This is a genomic window from Pseudomonas sp. 910_21 (assembly GCF_052850735.1).
Window position 1 is genome coordinate 46,363 of the sequence record NZ_VXCY01000010.1, and the last position, 15,593, is coordinate 61,955.

Here is a 15,593-nt window from a genome sequence, read left to right on the forward strand (position 1 = left end):
AGCCGGGCGACCCAGGTCGCCCGGTGTTCCAGTGCGTGGCCGTTGCGGCTCAGCCTTGCTGATAGTCGTCGAGGTTCAGCGGGGTCGGCGGGTAGCCGGTGCTTACCAGGTCATTGGCCCAGATTTCCAGCACCTGGCGTCGGCTCTGGGGCAGGTCTCGGGTGATGGGCATGGCCAGGGTGCTGGCCTCCTGATAGTCCTTGCTGATCAGTTTGATGAACTGATCGATCGCGCCCTCGATGCGTTGCAGGGAGTTGAGCGGCATGTACTTGTTCATGATCGGGTAGAGGTAATAGAAGGGCTGGAGGATTTGCGGAAAGATGAAGCCGTTCCAGATCCGCACGTTGGCGTCGTCGAACTTGTACACGCCGTTCCAGTAGTTGATGAAGTCCTTGAGCATCTGCGGTTCTTGCGGCAGCACCCGCAGCGGCGAAAGGAAGTCGGTGAAGGCGGCGGTGTAGGAGAAGCTGAACGGGATGCCCGTCGGATCGTCCTGGATGAAAAACCGTACAGTGGGGAAGCCCGGCGCCACGGCATGCACCGTCAACTGGGCAATGCCGTCGGCATTGGTCTGGATGCGGGTCAGGCTGTAGGTCACGGTGGAGCCCATGCCAGCGGTATTGTCCAGTTTCCCGCTCATCGCTTGCGGGTTTTCGAACCTCAGGCATGGCCTCAGATCGATAGCGGACGGGGTCTTCAGGAACTGCTGATAGGTGATGGCAGTGCCTGGCGGCGGATCGGTATCCTCAACGGTCATTGCTTTCAGGCGTCTGCCGCTGCCCTCCCTGAACAGGCTGGGATGCTCCGAGCCGTCGACGAACTGGGGCATTCCCGGCTTGTTCAACTCTCGCGCATCCGGATGGTCAGTGATCAACACGAAATCCGCGGGGTTGCTGAAAGCCAGGTAGTAGTTGCTGGTGGTCAGCATGTAGGCGTTGTTGTATTCGGCAACCCACAAGGTGACGCCGGCCTTAGCGGGCTTGCCGTTGTATTGCACCATGATGTTCAGCGTCCGGCTGTCACCGACGTCGATGAAGCTGCCGCTCTCGATGACTTCCGCGGTCCACATCTGCTGTTGGGCGGCGATGGTTTGCGTGCCCTGCAGCCGCAGTGCCAGGTTGCCGTTTTTCAACAGGGCCTGGGCACTGGCGTCGAGGGGCAGGTCCAGCAGGCCGGAGCGCTTGTCAAAGGCGGTCTGCTGATATTGCTCGTAGCTCACGCTGGTCAGGGGCTCGAAGTTGCTGCCCTGCTGGACCCCTAGCTCATAGTTGCCGACGTGGAACTTGGCCGCGACCGGAATACCGTTATTGCGCCCGTCGAGATCGGGAGCGGCCGGGCCGTCATGGACGTCCGGGTAGATCGGAAAGGTATTGCCCAGGTCCAGAGACAGCGTGTTGCCATTGAGCTCGGCGCTGATCACGCCCAGATTGACCAACTGTTCATCCGCATGGATCAGCGCATCTCCCGGAACCTTTTTGTAGAAAGGCACCGAACTATTGGGCACGAGGCGCTGGCCGGCCGGTGCGGTGGGGAACTCGTTGGCGAACCACAGGCCCAGGGTGCCGGAGGTGCGGCTGTAGGCCGGGTTGAAGAAGGTCTCGGTCGGGTTGTCCAGGCCGATCTGATACAGCATCTGCAGCCGGGACATGTCCCAGGGGGCCTGGGAATGGCTGTCGACGATCTTGAAGTCGTTGAAGATGCCATTCATGTCGTAGACGGTCAGGTAGGTGGTGAACCTGAGCATCAGCCCGAGGGCGTTCTGGTTGGTCATTTCCTGCTGCAGGTTCTTCAGCAACTGCGAGTCGCCGATGAACCATTCCAGATGGTCCTTGGGAAAACAGGTCTGCCAGGTGGTGGTGACGTAGACCAGGCCGCCAAAGGCTCCCCAGTTGAAGTCGAGAAAGCGGTTGAGCATGCGGTACTTGTGATTCAGGGTCAGGCCACAGGTGGTATCCCCCAGCACCAGCTTCTCGAAGTACAAGGCGGTGAAGGTGTTCTGCCAGGGGCTGACGTCGACAAATCGTGCGGCGGTCGGGGTTGGGTTACCGAACGGGTTGCCCTGCAGTTGGTAGGATTTGTTGATCAGTGGATCGTTGTCGATGTAGCTGTCGACCTTGGATTCCCCGCCGATGATCACCGAGCGCAGTTGCTGGTAATCCACGGTGCCGCAGGCGTTGTCGCCGAACAGGTCCCACTCCGCCGGGATCATCGGGTAAGCGCCTGCGTTGCCGTTGGTGGGCACCTGCAGCACATAGTCCGGGACGTTACTGTAGGCCAGGGGCGTGATGGCCCAGGGCATCAGCCGCTCGGGAGCATTGCGGTCGTTGATCCCGTAGTAGTTCAGAAAGGGCCAGTTGATCTGCATCTTCACCGCGTCATACAGCGGCAGTACATCGTTGTTGTTGAAGGTCGGCGGGTTCCAGAACATGAAACCGTTGAGGTAGATCCGTGGAAAGTTCAAGACGCTCATGAGCTGCTCTCCTTAGCGTTTCCACTGGGCGCGTTTGAGCGACCAGACGTAATCCAGTTTTTGATAACCGATGAAGTCTTTGTCCGGCAGTACGCTGGTGGGGTAGAGGATTCCGCCTGTGTGGTCGATGTTGAACGAGAAGAAGGTGTTCTTCTTCGTCGAATAGGCCGCCGTGCTGTGGCAGGCCAGGCACGATGAGGTGCCTTGGAACGCCGACTCCAGCTGGGAGTTGGCCAGCAACTTGGGCTCGGCCTGGTTGCGGTCGAACTGCACGCCGATCAGTTCGTACTGCGCCAGGTTCGGGTACTGCTGCTGGTAGCTGCTGTTCACCGGCTTGGCCGCCTCGGTGGGGCCGGTGGTATTGGTCATGGGCTGGGGCTTGGGGTCGTTGGTGACGGTGTACTTGGGATTGTTGCGGTTCTCGAAGGTGGTCCAGACCCAGTCCGGGGTCAGCTTGTTGATCACGTGCATGCCGCTCAGGGCGGCATAGCCCACCTGATACTGGCCCGTGCTGTCCACGTAATAGGCCTGGGAGATGTAGTACCCGTCCTGGGTCAACAGGGCCTTGAAGTCCTGGTCGGTGCCGATCCAGAACCAGGAGGTTTTCAGCTCCCAGGCCGTGTCTGGGAAGTCCAGGTTGCTGGTGAGCTTGGCCAGGCCATCGCGGTTGTAGATCTTGTTGGTGACGATGTAGTTGAAGGTGTCCTCGCCCATCAACAGGTGAAAGCGCACCAACTGTTCGTTTTTCGACGGCGGGACCGGCGGGCCACTGCGCATTTTCAAGGCCAGGCCATCCACCTGCTGGATGCCGTTCTGCGGGCTGCCAGCCATGTCGTTGCCGAGAAACTGAAACAGACCTTTGGGGTCCATGCCCTGCTTTTGTGCCAGATCTGGCACTTCGCTCGGCAGGTTCTCGTGGTCGGAATAGGGCAGGGGGGTGGCACCCTTCAACAGGTAGACCTGATCGGAAGGCTTGAACGTCTCCCAGACCAGATTGTTGTTGTGGCTGGCATCTGGCTGGTTGAGGCAGACAAACCAGTTCCACGCCATGGTTTCCGGGCTCTGCTTGAACGTGGCCAGGGTGGTCGTGGGGTCGTCTGCGAATGTGAGGAACTTGCCGCAATCGAAGGTGCTCGGGCCCTGTGCTTGAGCGAGGCCGCTCAACACACTGAGCACCGCTATAGGGATGGTTCGCCGCATGGAATCTCCTTGGCCTGAGCCGTGTCGTCATAGGGGCGCCCTAGGAAATGCTCTAGGAGCAGTTGCTTTACCGCAGTGGCCGGCAGGTGCTCCGGCAGTGGTAAATCGCAATCGGTGATCAGTAGCGGCCCCACCTCATCGTTGCTCGGCAAGCGTCCGTGGCTGCCGCGAATCAGTCGGGTATCCAGGGGAATCAGGTCCATGTAGTAGCGAAAGCCGAGCTTCTTCTGCAGCAGGCGGCGGGCGACCCGCAGCTTGGGAAAGCGAATCGCCGGATCGATGAACAGCTCCAGCGGGTCATAGCCCGGCTTGCGGTGGATATCCACGGTGCGGGCGAAGTCCGGGGCCAGGCGGTCGTCGAACCAGTAGTAGTAATCGAACCAGAAGCCCGGGGCGGCCACCGCCACCAACTCGCCGCTGCGCGGGTGATCCAGCTGCCAGGCCCGCTGTTCGGTTTTATCCAGCACCTGTTCGATGCCCGGCTGGCGCTGCAGCAGGGCCTTGACCCGAGCAATGTCCCTGGGCTGGCGCACGTAGACGTGGGCGATCTGATGGTCGGCCACGGCAAAGGCGGCACTGGCACCGGGGTCGAGCAACTCCCAGCTCAGGGACCGGCGTACTTGCAGCAGGCCCTGTTCCCGTAGCACGCGGTTGATGGAGATCGATTGCTGCACCGCTTCGATGCCGTATTCGGAAACCAGCATCACCGCCGCGCCTTGTTGCTGGGCAAAGTCCAGCAGGCGCCCGACTTCATGGTCGATGGCCTGCACTTCATCGCTGATGGACGGATGCTCGGGCCCCAGGCGTTGCAGGCTGTAGTCCAGGTGCGGCAGGTAAATCAGTTGCAGGTCGGGGCGGCTGATCTGGAACTCGGCGATGGCGCAATCGACGATCCAGCGACTGGAGGCGATGCCCGCCGCCGGGCCCCAGAAGCCCGGAAAGGGAAACTCGCCGATCTGCCGTTCGATGCGCTCGTGTAGCCCGGGCGGTGACGAATAGAGGCCGAACATCTTGCGCCCGTCGGCCGGGTAGTGGGGGCGTGGCGTAATCGCGGCATCCACCTCGGCGTACATGTTGAACCACCAGAACAGCTGGCTGCAGCGCAGGCCGGGGATCTCACGTTGCAAGGTCTGCCAGACCTTTTCACCCTGGATCAGCGCATTGGGCTGCAGCCAGAAGCGCACTTCGGCCTGATCGCGGAAATACCAGCCGTTGCCGACAATGCCGTGTTGCGAGGGCGGCAATCCGGTAAGGATCGAGGCCTGTACCGTCGAGGTCACGGCCGGGAACACCGGGCGCAGCCGAGCCATTTTGGCCCGTTGCAGCAGGGCGTTGATCCGCGGCGTGGCCGGGCCCAGCAAGCTGGGGGTCAGGCCGACCACGTTGACCAGCAGCAGGGGCTGGCGCAGCGCTTCAGAGGGCATGGGCCGGCGCCTCCATGGGAGACGATTGCCCACGTAGCAAGTGCCGCTGGCGCAACTGTTCTTCGACCCATTGCAGTTCTGCGGCAATGCCGTGGAGCAGGGCTTGTTCGGTGTCCGGGCGCAGGGTGCCGGGCAGTACGTTCCAGCTGTAGGTCTCGACTTCCAGCACCGGCTGGCACTGCGGATGGGCGGCGAGAAAGTCGAAGGTGCGCATCAGGGCCTGCTGGCTGCCATTGAGCTCCGGCAGCAGGAACTGCTCACTGAACAAGGGCACGTGAAAGTGAATGCGCAACTCGGGGCAGTGGCCTTGCACCGCTTCCACCGCCTGCAATGCCTTGGGCAGGTCGGCCCAGGCCAGCAGTTGGCCTTTGAGGTCACGGGCCTTTACCTGATGCAGGTAGGTGGCTTCGGCGAAGGTGCCCAGGGCCTGCAGCACCTGCTCGCGGCGTTGCGGGTCAGTCGCGGGCAAGTGACAGATCAGTGCGTTGGACAGTTGGATCTTGCCCACCGGTATGCGCGCCTGCAGCAGCCGTTGCAGCGATTGGTAGCAGTCCTCGAAGACCACCGCCTGGTGGCAGACGTCGAAGCACAGCGCCAGGTATTGATGGTGGGGATCGGTGGCTTTCCAACGCTGAAAGAAGGCGATGGCCTGATCGGTGTTTTCCAGTACGCAGTCCGGCTCCATCTCCAGGCACAGCAGGATCTTCTTGCCGCTGCGCCGATGCAGGCTGGCCAGCCCGGCGGTCAACTGCAACAGCTGGGCCTCGGCCTGTTGTTGCTGGGCGTCGTCCCAAAGGGCCGCATAACCTAGAGGCACGCTGGAAATCACGCCCTGCTGGCAGTCCAGGGGCAGGGCGGCGGCGAGCAACTCCGCCAGTTGCAGGCTGTATTCCAGGCGTTGCGGTTCGGCCCAGGTCGGTCGGTAGACTTCGGCCTTCACCGCACCCAGATGAAACTGGCCATAGGGAAAACCGTTGAGGGACGTCAGGCGCAGCCCGCTGTCGTGCAACAGCCCGAGGAAGGCTTCGCGCACCGCGGGCTGCTGCAGTTCGGCGGCCGCCTGGGCACTGATCCACAGGCCGCTGTCCTGCACCGCCAGGCCACGCTGGCGGCGCACCCCCTGGAAGTGCTGGCGGATCGAACTCTCCAGGCCGGCCACGTCCCGTGCCGGATGCACGTTGCTGCAGTAACCGATCTGCGCGGCGCTCCAGCCGGCCCGGGCACTCATTTGACCACCGGTTCCTGGCCCCTCAGGGCCGAGTTGTCCTGCCACTGGCGACGCTGGTCGATGGGCAGCGGGGTACTCACCAGTTGCTTGTCGAGCTGCCCGCTCTGGGCGAAGAAATCCACCGGGTTATGGAACAGCACCTGTTCCACCTGGGCTTCGCTGAATCCGGCCGCGAGCATGGCCTGGCCGGTCTTGGGCACCTTGAGCGGATCGCTGATGCCCCAGTCGGCGGCGCTGTTGACCACCATCTTCTCGGTGCCGTACTCCTTGAGCAGGGCCACCATGCGCTGCTCCGACATCTTGGTGTTGGGGTAGATGGAGTGCCCACGCCAGCAGTCGCTGTCCAGCACCAGGGGCAGGGTCAGTTCGTTGAGGTGGTCGATGATCACCAGATGCTCGGCGATAGCCACTTCCCGGATGACGGCCAGGGTGCGCTTGGTGCCGCCGATCTTGTCCCGATGCGGGGTGTGCACCAGCACCGGCAGGTTGAACTGCTTGGCCAGCTCCAGTTGCGCGGCGAGAAAACGGTCCTCCTCGGGGGTGATGTCGTCATAGCCAATCTCGCCGACTGCCACCACGCCGTCCTTGACCAGATAGCGCGGCAGGATCTCCAGTACCTCGTTGGCTACCGACAGGTCATTGGCTTCCTTGGGATTGAGGCCGATGGTGCAGAAGTGGTGAATGCCGAACATGCTGGCGCGAAAGCGCTCCCAGCCCAGAAGGGTGTCGAAGTAGTCAATGAAACTGCCGACGCTGGTGCGCGCCTGGCCTTGCCAGAAGGCCGGCTCGATCACCCCGGTGATACCGGCGGCGGCCATGTTCTGATAGTCGTCGGTGGTGCGGCTGACCATATGAATGTGTGGGTCGAAGTACTTCGGCATGGTGAGTCCCTGATGTAGTGGTAGAGAAACCTGGGTGGGTGCGCCGGTGTCGATTCAGGCGTCGGGTGGCAAGTGCTGGAGCCAGTGCGGTGGCAGTCGTCGCTGCTGGCACAGGTTGCGCAAGCGTTGGCGCTGGGCCTGGCTCAACAACTCGAAGGCGATCGCATGGGGCAGTCCGTCGCTGACACTGCGGAACGCCGCCAACTGCTCTTCCATATGCTCCAGGGCCAGTTGGTTGAGGTCGACGCTGTGGCGCTGGGCCAGGCCTTCGATGCGCCCACTGTCCAGGCCCATGCCCAGGGTCTTGAGCACCAACTGGTGGAAGGCCCGGTCGTGGTAGTGGCGAGCGGGAAAGGGGTTGTCCAGGGCGATGGCGGCGAACACTTCACGGTTGTTGGTACGTCCGGCCTGGAGCGCCAGTTCGACGCTGCGACCCTCTGTGTCGAGGTCATCGAGGACCCTGAGCAGCACGCTTTTTTCCTGGTCGTCGCCCCAGAGAAACAGCTGGCGCAGCAGTGCCAGTTGATCGCCGTCGGCCTGCTGTTTCAGCAGTTGCTCCAGGAGCAAGGCCCGGGCCAGTTGGGTCCGGTTCCAGCCCGGGCTGGCGCTCACCCCTGTGTTGCCAAGGCGCCGCTTGCACTGGCTGCTGAGCAGCACCAGGGTGTTGGCCGACGGTTGGCTGGCCAGTTGCTCCAGGGCTGCGTGCCACCAGCGGCGGTTCTCGTCGTCGAGCTGGTTGTCGAGTTGGCGGCGGCGCTCGGCAAAGGCCTCATGGCGCATGGCGAGCGGGAGCGAGGTGGGGAAAATGACGTCCATGGTCATGTCGGCTTGATCCAGCGTTGAAGGTGGGGCAGCAGGAAGAACACCAGCACGCACAGCAGGCTGCCCAGGGGTTGATTGGCCAGAGCCAGCACCAGGGCATCGAACAGCGGCAGGGCGGCGAGGCCGGCACCGATAAAGGCACGAATCTGCCGCTGGCGCGGGTTGGCCAGGTGCCGCCGGTAATGCCAGCCCAACCAGCCCAGCCACAGCAGCAGGACCAGCCAGAACACCCCGTTGTCTGCGTAAGCGGCGAGGGCCAGGGGGCTGAGCATCAGCAGCAGCGGCAGGCGGCTGAGCAGCTGGTTGCGATGCTCCAACCGGGCCAGGTAGGTCAGGCCGGCGATGTAGGTGCCCAGCAGCGCGGCGCACAGCCACAGCGGTTGCGGTGGCATGGCCAGGCTGGCGGCGGCGGTCAGGTACAGGGCTGAGCGGCAGCCGCCCATGAGCCAGACGCTGTGGGGGTATTTCTTGTGCAGCAGGTTGTAGGCCAGGATGAACAGCAGCAGCAAGCCGGCACTGGCCAGCAGCCAATGGGGCTGCGCGATCAGGTGGCTCAGGCCCAGGACCGATAGGGTCGCCAGCAACAACAGGGCGGCGGTGGCCAGACTGACCTGGGTGCGGCTGACCAGACCGAGGACAATCGGCCGCGGGTTTTGATGCTGCTGGTCCCAATCGGCATCCAGCAGGTCGTTGAGCAGCATCCCGGCCAGGTACAGCGCCGAGAGCGCCACCAGTAGCAGGGTCCAGACCAGCGGCGAGGGCGGTGCCAGGGTGGTGGCGCTGCTGGCCAGCAGCGCGGCGGCCAGGGCGTTGGTCCACACCGTCGGCAGGTTGGATACCCGGCCCAGGGTCAGCCAGGTGGTCAGGGAGGAGTGGCTCATTGGGCGCAGCCCTCGGTCCAGGCGAAGTCCGGCCCACCGAAGCTGCTCAGGCGCAGCAGGGCCTGCTCCATCACCGGCAGTTCGATGTGGTGCACATCGGTGGACTGGCCGAGGCGGTTGAGCATCGGGATCGACAACTGGCCCCCCAGGTGCTGGCGAAACTCCTCCAGCCCCAGCAGCACCAGGGAGCGGCCCTGGGCATCCTGCAACCGCAACTCCGGCGGGCACAGGTTGAAGCCGAGCTTGTCCAGCAGTTGCAACAGGCGCTGGGTTTCAGCATTGCTCAGCAAGCCGGTGGCATTGGCATAGAGCGCGTCCAGGGCCATGCCCACCGCCACCGCCTCACCATGGCGCAAACGATGCTGGCTGAGGTTCTCCAGCTTGTGGGCGGCCCAGTGTCCATAGTCCAGGGGGCGGCCATTGCCCCGTTCGAAGGGGTCGCCGGCCCCGGTGATATGGCCCAGATGCAATTGCGCGCAGCGGAAGATGGCGTAGCGGCTGGCGCTGTGTTCAAAGCTCGCCAGGGCCTCGGCCTGCTGCTCCATCCACTGGAAGAATGCAGCGTCCTTGATCACTGCCACTTTCACCGCTTCGGCCAGCCCGGCGATCTGGTCCCTGGGCGACAGGCTGAGCAGCAGCTGGAAGTCGTTAATCACCGCCGTGGCCGGGTAGAAGGCTCCCAACAGGTTCTTCTGGGCGAAAGCGTTGATGCCGTTCTTGACCCCGATGCCGGCGTCGTTCTGGGCCAGCACCGTGCTCGGGATGCGGATCAGCCGCATGCCCCGGTGGAAGGTGGCGCAGGCATAGCCGACGGCGTCCAGTACCGCGCCACCGCCCAAGGCCAGCACATAGCAGTGGCGGTCCAGGCCGTGCTCAAGCATGTGGGCATACAACTGCTGGAGGACGTCCGGGGTCTTGCTCAGTTCGCCCGCCGGTACCGGAATCGGTGCTGCCTGCAGATGCAGGTCGGCGGCGTGGGCGCTGAAATAGGCGTCGATCTGTTGCGGCAGTTGTGGGGAGCACTGCAGCAATTGTTCATCGATGAACACCAGCACGGTGGTCCGTCCCTGTTGCGCTTGGGCCAGTTGTCGGTGCAGGCAGGGATTGTCGGCCTGGAAAATGTGATCGGTGAACAGCACCGGGTAGTGGTAGCTCACCTCGAAGCGCCCTTCCAGAGGCTGGCTTTGCTCCATCGGCGATTGCGTAACACGAGGCTTGAGCAGGCTGCGGGCCCCTAGGACCAATCCCGGCAGCACCATGCTGGCGAGAATGGTCGCCAACAGCGCGTTCTGCTCCACCAGCAAACTGCCGATGGCGGCATAGGCCAGGGCCAGCCCGGCATTGGCCAGGGTGGTGACCAGCAGGAACTGGCGCAACGGATAGCGCTGCATGCCGGCGGCCAGTACCGAGGTCTCTGCCAGCACCGGGACGCCACGCAGGCAGATCAGCGACAGGGTGCTGAGGCGATAGGCCAGTTGTCCCGGCTGCCAGCTCCTGAGCCCCAGCCAGTTGGATAGCAGGCGAAAGTAGCCGGCCCCCAGCCAATAGCCCAGGCAGGCTCCCAGGCACAGGCCGATAAAGATCACTAAGTAGCCGCCGACGGCGCCCAGGACCGCGACGGCCAACAGCGCCACCAGGCTGGAAGGCACTGGCAAGAGCACATCGAGGGCCAGCAGGGTTACCAGCAGCAGAGCGAGGCTGGTGCGTTGCACGGGATCGGAAGGGAGGAAGCTGCCCAGGTGATTCAGCAACTGTTGGATCTGTTGTTCAAACAGCAGGAAGCTGGCGACCACCAGGATCGAGAACAGCACTAACGAGAGCCAGTAATTTTCGGCCGCACCCTTGAATGAAAAAACTCGAGGCAATGAACTGCGCTTCATCAAGCATCCCTCTTGATTAATATGACTAATTCCGTGTCAGTGTCAGCTGGGGCAGGCGGGGGCGTCCGGTTATTGAGTTCCTCGACAGTTTTTATTGGTTTTCTGGCGGCTGAAGAGCACTTCAGTGGCGAGTAGCTATCAACTTAGCCAAGGCCGCTGGATTTGCAAGTAAGGTGAGTGAAGTGGCTTGCAAGGCTCTTTTTTGGCCTGTTGGGAAAGTATCGAATTCGGCTATTGATACTGTTGAAAACAGCTTTCCGAGGGGCGTGTTGCAATCTCGTTGCTTGGCTTTCAGGGCAATGAAATCGGGGGCGTAATCCTGCGGGAGGGAGTTTTTAAGATTTTGCTATATGGGTTATTTTCTTTGGTTATATTGAATTAAAGGTAACCGTAAGAAGTAAGCGCTGGCCTTTATAAGTGTTGATGTTATTAGGCCGAATCGGCTCTTGGTAAAACTCAAGGCAGGATTTGAAATAATGGGGGGGTTAAATAATTTCCATTAGTCAGCTATTGAATGTCGTTTTTGTTAGTGGCGCCATTTATTTGACCGCGGCGAGTTGTTGGGTCGCGAGTTTGGTCGCAACTAACAGTTAGTTTGAATAACAAGAATCATTCGTATGTAACCCGGAAAGTTGTCTTGCTTGCGACAACACGCGGTGTGGCGTCCTTGCCCTGTGGATATCTGTCCGAGGGCATGGGGGCCAGCCCCGACACAAACGGCGGTGAGGCTGAGCTCACCGCGGTCATCGACGCAGAGTACGGGCTGTCAGGCCGCGAGGAACTCTTCGGTGGATAGGACATTGGCGTAGGCGAATGCCAGGGCCGACATCACCGTGCTTTGGACCTGCGCCGCCGGCACTCGCTGGCCATTGAACTCCAGGTCGAGGGTGGCGCAGGCGTCGTGTATCACCTGTACCGGATAGCCCAGGTCGGCAGCGGCTCGTGCGGTGCCCTCTACGCACATGTGGCTCATGTTGCCCACTATCACCAGTTCATTGATGCCTTGTTGCTGGAGGATCGCCTGTAGCTCGGTTTCCCGGAACGAGTTGACGAAGTGCTTGAGCACCACGGGTTCGTCGGCGCGGTTCAGCACCTTGGGGTGCAAGTGCGCACCCTCGGAGCCTGGGGTGAAGAAGGGTGCGCTGTCGGAGGTGAATTCGTGGCGGATGTGCACCACCGGTTGCGCCTTTTGGCGAAAGGCCTGGATCAGCCTTGCCGCGTTGTCCGCCGCCGCGTCGACTCCGACCAGGGGCCATTTGCCGTGGGCGAAGTAGTCGTTCTGGATATCGATTACGATGAGCGCCTGTTTGGCCATGGGTGTTGCCTCCAAGTGAGTGGATAACCTGGGGCCCAGTATCGGCGGCTCTTGTTCCCTGGAGGATTGGCCGCATCGACATTAACAGGGGGAAAACTGACAGTGGGCATTCAAGGCTCGGTCGCCGAACTGGGCGTACTGCTTTATCCCGGGGTGCAGATGGCGGCGGTGCATGGTCTGACCGATCTGTTCGAAGTGGCCAATCGAATTGCCAGTGAACAGTCACAGGCGCAACTGCCGCGGTTGCGGGTCAGCCATTGGCAAGCGCTTGAGGCGCAAGGCCCGAGGCGGGTCTACGACAGCCTGGAGGGAGAGAGCGCCCGCCTGCTGGCAGTGGTGATACCGCCTTCGCTGGCAGGTTTTTCCGCGAGCCAGTCGTCCTCGGCTCTGGTGAGCTGGTTGCGCCAGCAGCATGCGGCCGGCGCCACGCTTGGCGGTGTCTGTGTGGGCTCGATCCTGCTGGCCGAGAGTGGCCTGCTCGATGGCCGCAGCGCCACCACTCACTGGACGTCGGCCAAGACGTTCGCCGCCCGTTATCCACAGGTGCGCCTGGAGGCCGACCAACCCATAGTCGACGATGGCGACCTGATCACCACGGCTGGGTTGATGGCCTGGGCCGAACTGGGACTGCGCCTGGTGGACCGCCTGCTGGGCCCGAGCATTGCCAGTGCCACTGCGCGTTTTCTGGTGATGGAGCACAGCGACAGCGCCAGCCAGTGCGGTAGCAATTTCGCGCCGATCCTCAACCATGGCGATGGGGCGATCCTCAAGTTGCAGCACTGGCTGCAGGCCAATGGCGCGGTGGATGTGTCGCTGCCGACGATGGCGCAACAGGCGGGTCTTGAAGAGCGCACCTTGCTGCGACGTTTCCGTGCCGCCACCGGCCTCAAACCGACCCAGTACTGCCAGCATCTGCGGGTGGGCAAGGCGCGGGAAATGCTCGAGTTCACCAACGGCACCATCGATCACATCGCCTGGACCGTGGGTTACCAGGATCCGGCGACCTTTCGCAGCCTGTTCAAGAAAATCACCGGCCTGGCCCCCAGCGAATACCGCAACCGCTTCGGTGTTTCTCCCAGTGCCACCCATCGGGGGCAATAGGCCCGGCGCCGGTTAAGTCTGGTCCCCTAGCTGTTGCGCAGGCCGGGCAATGGGCAGGGATTGACGGGGCCGCCTTCGCCGGCAAGGGCGGAAGTTGCAGCGAACTTGCCGGGCATTTGCTGATCAGTTCCTTACAGACCCTGCTGAAGGAGCCCCGCGTTGTGTTGAATTTCAAGACCGCGATTTTGCTCGGGGTGCTGCTCGTCCTGGGCAGCCGCGAGCTGGATGCCGCCACTTTGTCCGTCCCCGCTGCGGCACCGGCGAAACCGGAACTGCTGGTGGAGGGGGGCCTGCTTGGGGCTATCAGTTCGAGCATCGATGAGGTTCAGGAAAAACTCGACCTCAATGAAAGCCTGATCGATGCCTGGCGCTTGCGGGCCGACCGTGCAGCGGACGAAGTGGGGCGTCTGGTCAATCAGCCCTCGGACCGCTCGGGCTGGAGCATCGCCGGGGATTTCCTCACCCTGTCCGGCACCTGGCTCGCCAGCTTTGCCTTGTTCACTCTGCTGGGCGGATGGCTGGCGCGGCGCCTGAGCCGGCAACCCTGGCTGCAGGCTCGGCCCCGTGGCCAGGGGCTGCTGGAGTACTTGCTGCCCTACACCGTGCCCGCGCTGATCTGCCTGCCGCTGACCCTGTATGTCAGCCATTCGCTGCCTGGCTCGGTGGGGCGGGCGCTGGCCCTGTGCCTGGCCTATGCCACCAGCAGCGGCATCGTCTCCACCTCGGTGCTGCTGTGCCTGATCGTGATGTTCAACCTCGGGCACAAGCGCCCGGCGGTACGCATCATCCGTGACTACTGCCCCAAACCGCTGTTCCTGATCGGCTTTCTCGCTGCCCTCAGCGATGCTCTGACCAGCCCGCAGATCGCCCGTCAACTGGGAGGCAACATCACCAGCAGTGTGGCGGTGCTTACCGGTCTGCTGGCCTCGGTGGTCTTCGCCGTGCTGGTAATCCGCCTGCGCCGGCCAGTGGCGCATCTGATCCGCAACCGTCCCCTGGCCCAGCGCCTCAAACAACCGGCGTTGCAGGAGTCGCTGCGGATCTTTTCCGGGCTTTGGAACTGGCCGATCCTGCTGATGGTGCTGGTCTCGGCGGTCAACCTGATCGGTGCCGGCGAGGACAGCCAGAAAGCCTTGCGCTGCGCCTTGCTGACCACCGTGCTGCTGATCGCCACGGTGTTCCTCAGCACGGTGCTGCAGCACCTGTTCAAGTCCCGTAGCCCCCAGTCGATCCAGCGCAGCAGTGCCTATAAGGAGCGTTTTCTCAGTCTGCTGCACGCCTTGCTGCGGATCGTCATGGCCATTGCCTTCATCGAGATCCTTGGCCGCATCTGGGGACTCTCGTTGCTGGAGTTCGCCCAGCGCAATACCGTGGGCCGGGCCATTAGCGACTCCCTGAGCAGCATCGGCCTGATCTTCCTGGTGACCTGGCTGCTCTGGGTAGTACTGGATACGGCGATCCAGGAGGCACTGAAACCGTCTCTCAGCAAACGCTCGGCGCGTCAGCCCAGCACCCGGGTCAAGACCATCCTGCCGCTGCTGCGCAACGCGATCAAAATCATCCTGGTGGTGATCTGCGCAATCACCACCATGGCCAACCTGGGGATCAACGTTGCGCCGCTGCTGGCCGGTGCCGGCGTGGTGGGACTGGCCATCGGCTTCGGCTCCCAGCAACTGGTGCAGGACGTGATCACCGGCCTGTTCATCATCATCGAAGACACGCTGTCCATTGGCGATTGGGTGGTGCTCGACTCCGGCCACGCTGGCACTGTCGAAGGCCTGACCATCCGCACCCTGCGCCTGCGGGACGGCAAGGGCTTCGTGCACTCGGTGCCGTTCGGCCAGATCAAGGCCGTCACCAACCAGTCGCGACAGTTCGCCTATGCCTTCTTCTCGGTGCAGTTCACCTACGACACAGACGTCGATCGAGCCATCGAGCTGATCCGCGAGACCGGGCGCTCCATCAGTGAAGACAGCTTCCTCAAGTACAACCTGCAAGGTGGCCTGGACGTCTTCGGGGTGGACAAGATGGACCTCAACGGCGTGGTCCTGACAGCGCAGTTCCGCACCGTTTCCGGTGGCCAGTACGCGGTGAGCCGAGCCTTCAACCAGCGTCTGAAGAAGCTTGTGGATAACTGCCCCTGGGTGCACTTCGCCCAGACTTATCCACAGCCGGTGGTGCTGCCGGAGCGACGTATGCACGAAGACGAGCCCGAGCAAGATGCTTCGGCCCTGCTGCTCCCCGAGTCCCCGCGCCCGCAGTGATTCTACTGAGCTGTAGGAGCTGGCTTGCCAGCGAAGGGGCCGATGGATCTGGTGCAATGGTCACCCCCTTCGCCGGCAAGCCGGCTCCTACGGGATTTGGTTGGTTTGCCAGGAAGGGGGGCCTGCT

11 protein-coding genes are annotated in these 15,593 nt (G+C 62.5%); 2 read left to right on the forward strand and 9 right to left on the reverse strand.

Translation table 11 applies throughout. From position 1 onward, the window contains the following. Window positions 1-49 precede the first annotated feature (49 nt). From FW796_RS27055 to FW796_RS27095, 9 genes are all read right to left on the reverse strand, one after another. Window positions 50-2,470, reverse strand: a complete 2,421-nt coding sequence (locus FW796_RS27055; protein WP_346635595.1) for a hypothetical protein — start codon at window positions 2,468-2,470, stop codon at window positions 50-52. Between the two features lie 12 nt (window positions 2,471-2,482). Beyond that, window positions 2,483-3,670: a hypothetical protein gene (locus tag FW796_RS27060; RefSeq protein ID WP_346635596.1), complete on the reverse strand. Its 1,188-nt coding sequence runs from the start codon at window positions 3,668-3,670 to the stop codon at window positions 2,483-2,485. Then, the gene (locus FW796_RS27065) at window positions 3,649-5,094 is read right to left on the reverse strand and encodes an alkaline phosphatase family protein (RefSeq protein WP_404937772.1); all 1,446 of its coding nucleotides are present in this window, start codon (window positions 5,092-5,094) and stop codon (window positions 3,649-3,651) included. The genes FW796_RS27060 and FW796_RS27065 overlap by 22 nt, the downstream gene beginning before the upstream one ends. After that, window positions 5,084-6,322: a metabolite traffic protein EboE gene (gene eboE / locus FW796_RS27070; protein WP_346635598.1), complete on the reverse strand. Its 1,239-nt coding sequence runs from the start codon at window positions 6,320-6,322 to the stop codon at window positions 5,084-5,086. Before eboE ends, FW796_RS27065 begins: the two co-directional genes overlap by 11 nt. Next, window positions 6,319-7,203 (reverse strand): TatD family hydrolase, encoded by an 885-nt coding sequence (locus FW796_RS27075; RefSeq protein ID WP_346635599.1) that lies wholly within the window; start codon window positions 7,201-7,203, stop codon window positions 6,319-6,321. The genes eboE and FW796_RS27075 overlap by 4 nt, the downstream gene beginning before the upstream one ends. Before the next feature lie 54 nt (window positions 7,204-7,257). Then, the gene (locus FW796_RS27080) at window positions 7,258-8,025 is read right to left on the reverse strand and encodes an EboA domain-containing protein (RefSeq protein WP_346635600.1); all 768 of its coding nucleotides are present in this window, start codon (window positions 8,023-8,025) and stop codon (window positions 7,258-7,260) included. Continuing rightward, window positions 8,022-8,906, reverse strand: coding sequence for a UbiA family prenyltransferase (locus FW796_RS27085; protein WP_346635601.1), 885 nt, complete (start codon window positions 8,904-8,906; stop codon window positions 8,022-8,024). Before FW796_RS27085 ends, FW796_RS27080 begins: the two co-directional genes overlap by 4 nt. Further along, window positions 8,903-10,786, reverse strand: a complete 1,884-nt coding sequence (locus FW796_RS27090) for a 3-dehydroquinate synthase (protein ID WP_404937770.1) — start codon at window positions 10,784-10,786, stop codon at window positions 8,903-8,905. Before FW796_RS27090 ends, FW796_RS27085 begins: the two co-directional genes overlap by 4 nt. A 766-nt stretch (window positions 10,787-11,552) precedes the next feature. Continuing rightward, window positions 11,553-12,101, reverse strand: coding sequence for a cysteine hydrolase family protein (locus FW796_RS27095; RefSeq protein ID WP_346635603.1), 549 nt, complete (start codon window positions 12,099-12,101; stop codon window positions 11,553-11,555). Between the two features lie 159 nt (window positions 12,102-12,260). Here FW796_RS27095 and FW796_RS27100 point away from each other — a divergent pair, with 159 nt between their 5' ends. Then, window positions 12,261-13,202: a GlxA family transcriptional regulator gene (locus FW796_RS27100; RefSeq protein WP_430962748.1), complete on the forward strand. Its 942-nt coding sequence runs from the start codon at window positions 12,261-12,263 to the stop codon at window positions 13,200-13,202. Window positions 13,203-13,363: 161 nt separating this feature from the next. Then, the gene (locus FW796_RS27105; protein WP_446440378.1) at window positions 13,364-15,466 is read left to right on the forward strand and encodes a mechanosensitive ion channel family protein; all 2,103 of its coding nucleotides are present in this window, start codon (window positions 13,364-13,366) and stop codon (window positions 15,464-15,466) included. Window positions 15,467-15,593: the final 127 nt, after the last annotated feature.

What these genes read in the sequence shown, in the direction of transcription:
- FW796_RS27055 (WP_346635595.1), bottom strand. Translation starts at nt 2,470, where the DNA reads ATGAGCGTCTTGAACTTTCCACGGATCTACCTCAACGGTTTCATGTTC.
- FW796_RS27060 (WP_346635596.1), bottom strand. Translation starts at nt 3,670, where the DNA reads ATGCGGCGAACCATCCCTATAGCGGTGCTCAGTGTGTTGAGCGGCCTC.
- FW796_RS27065 (WP_404937772.1), bottom strand. Translation starts at nt 5,094, where the DNA reads ATGCCCTCTGAAGCGCTGCGCCAGCCCCTGCTGCTGGTCAACGTGGTC.
- eboE (WP_346635598.1), bottom strand. Translation starts at nt 6,322, where the DNA reads ATGAGTGCCCGGGCCGGCTGGAGCGCCGCGCAGATCGGTTACTGCAGC.
- FW796_RS27075 (WP_346635599.1), bottom strand. Translation starts at nt 7,203, where the DNA reads ATGCCGAAGTACTTCGACCCACACATTCATATGGTCAGCCGCACCACC.
- FW796_RS27080 (WP_346635600.1), bottom strand. Translation starts at nt 8,025, where the DNA reads ATGACCATGGACGTCATTTTCCCCACCTCGCTCCCGCTCGCCATGCGC.
- FW796_RS27085 (WP_346635601.1), bottom strand. Translation starts at nt 8,906, where the DNA reads ATGAGCCACTCCTCCCTGACCACCTGGCTGACCCTGGGCCGGGTATCC.
- FW796_RS27090 (WP_404937770.1), bottom strand. Translation starts at nt 10,786, where the DNA reads ATGAAGCGCAGTTCATTGCCTCGAGTTTTTTCATTCAAGGGTGCGGCC.
- FW796_RS27095 (WP_346635603.1), bottom strand. Translation starts at nt 12,101, where the DNA reads ATGGCCAAACAGGCGCTCATCGTAATCGATATCCAGAACGACTACTTC.
- FW796_RS27100 (WP_430962748.1), top strand. Translation starts at nt 12,261, where the DNA reads ATGGCGGCGGTGCATGGTCTGACCGATCTGTTCGAAGTGGCCAATCGA.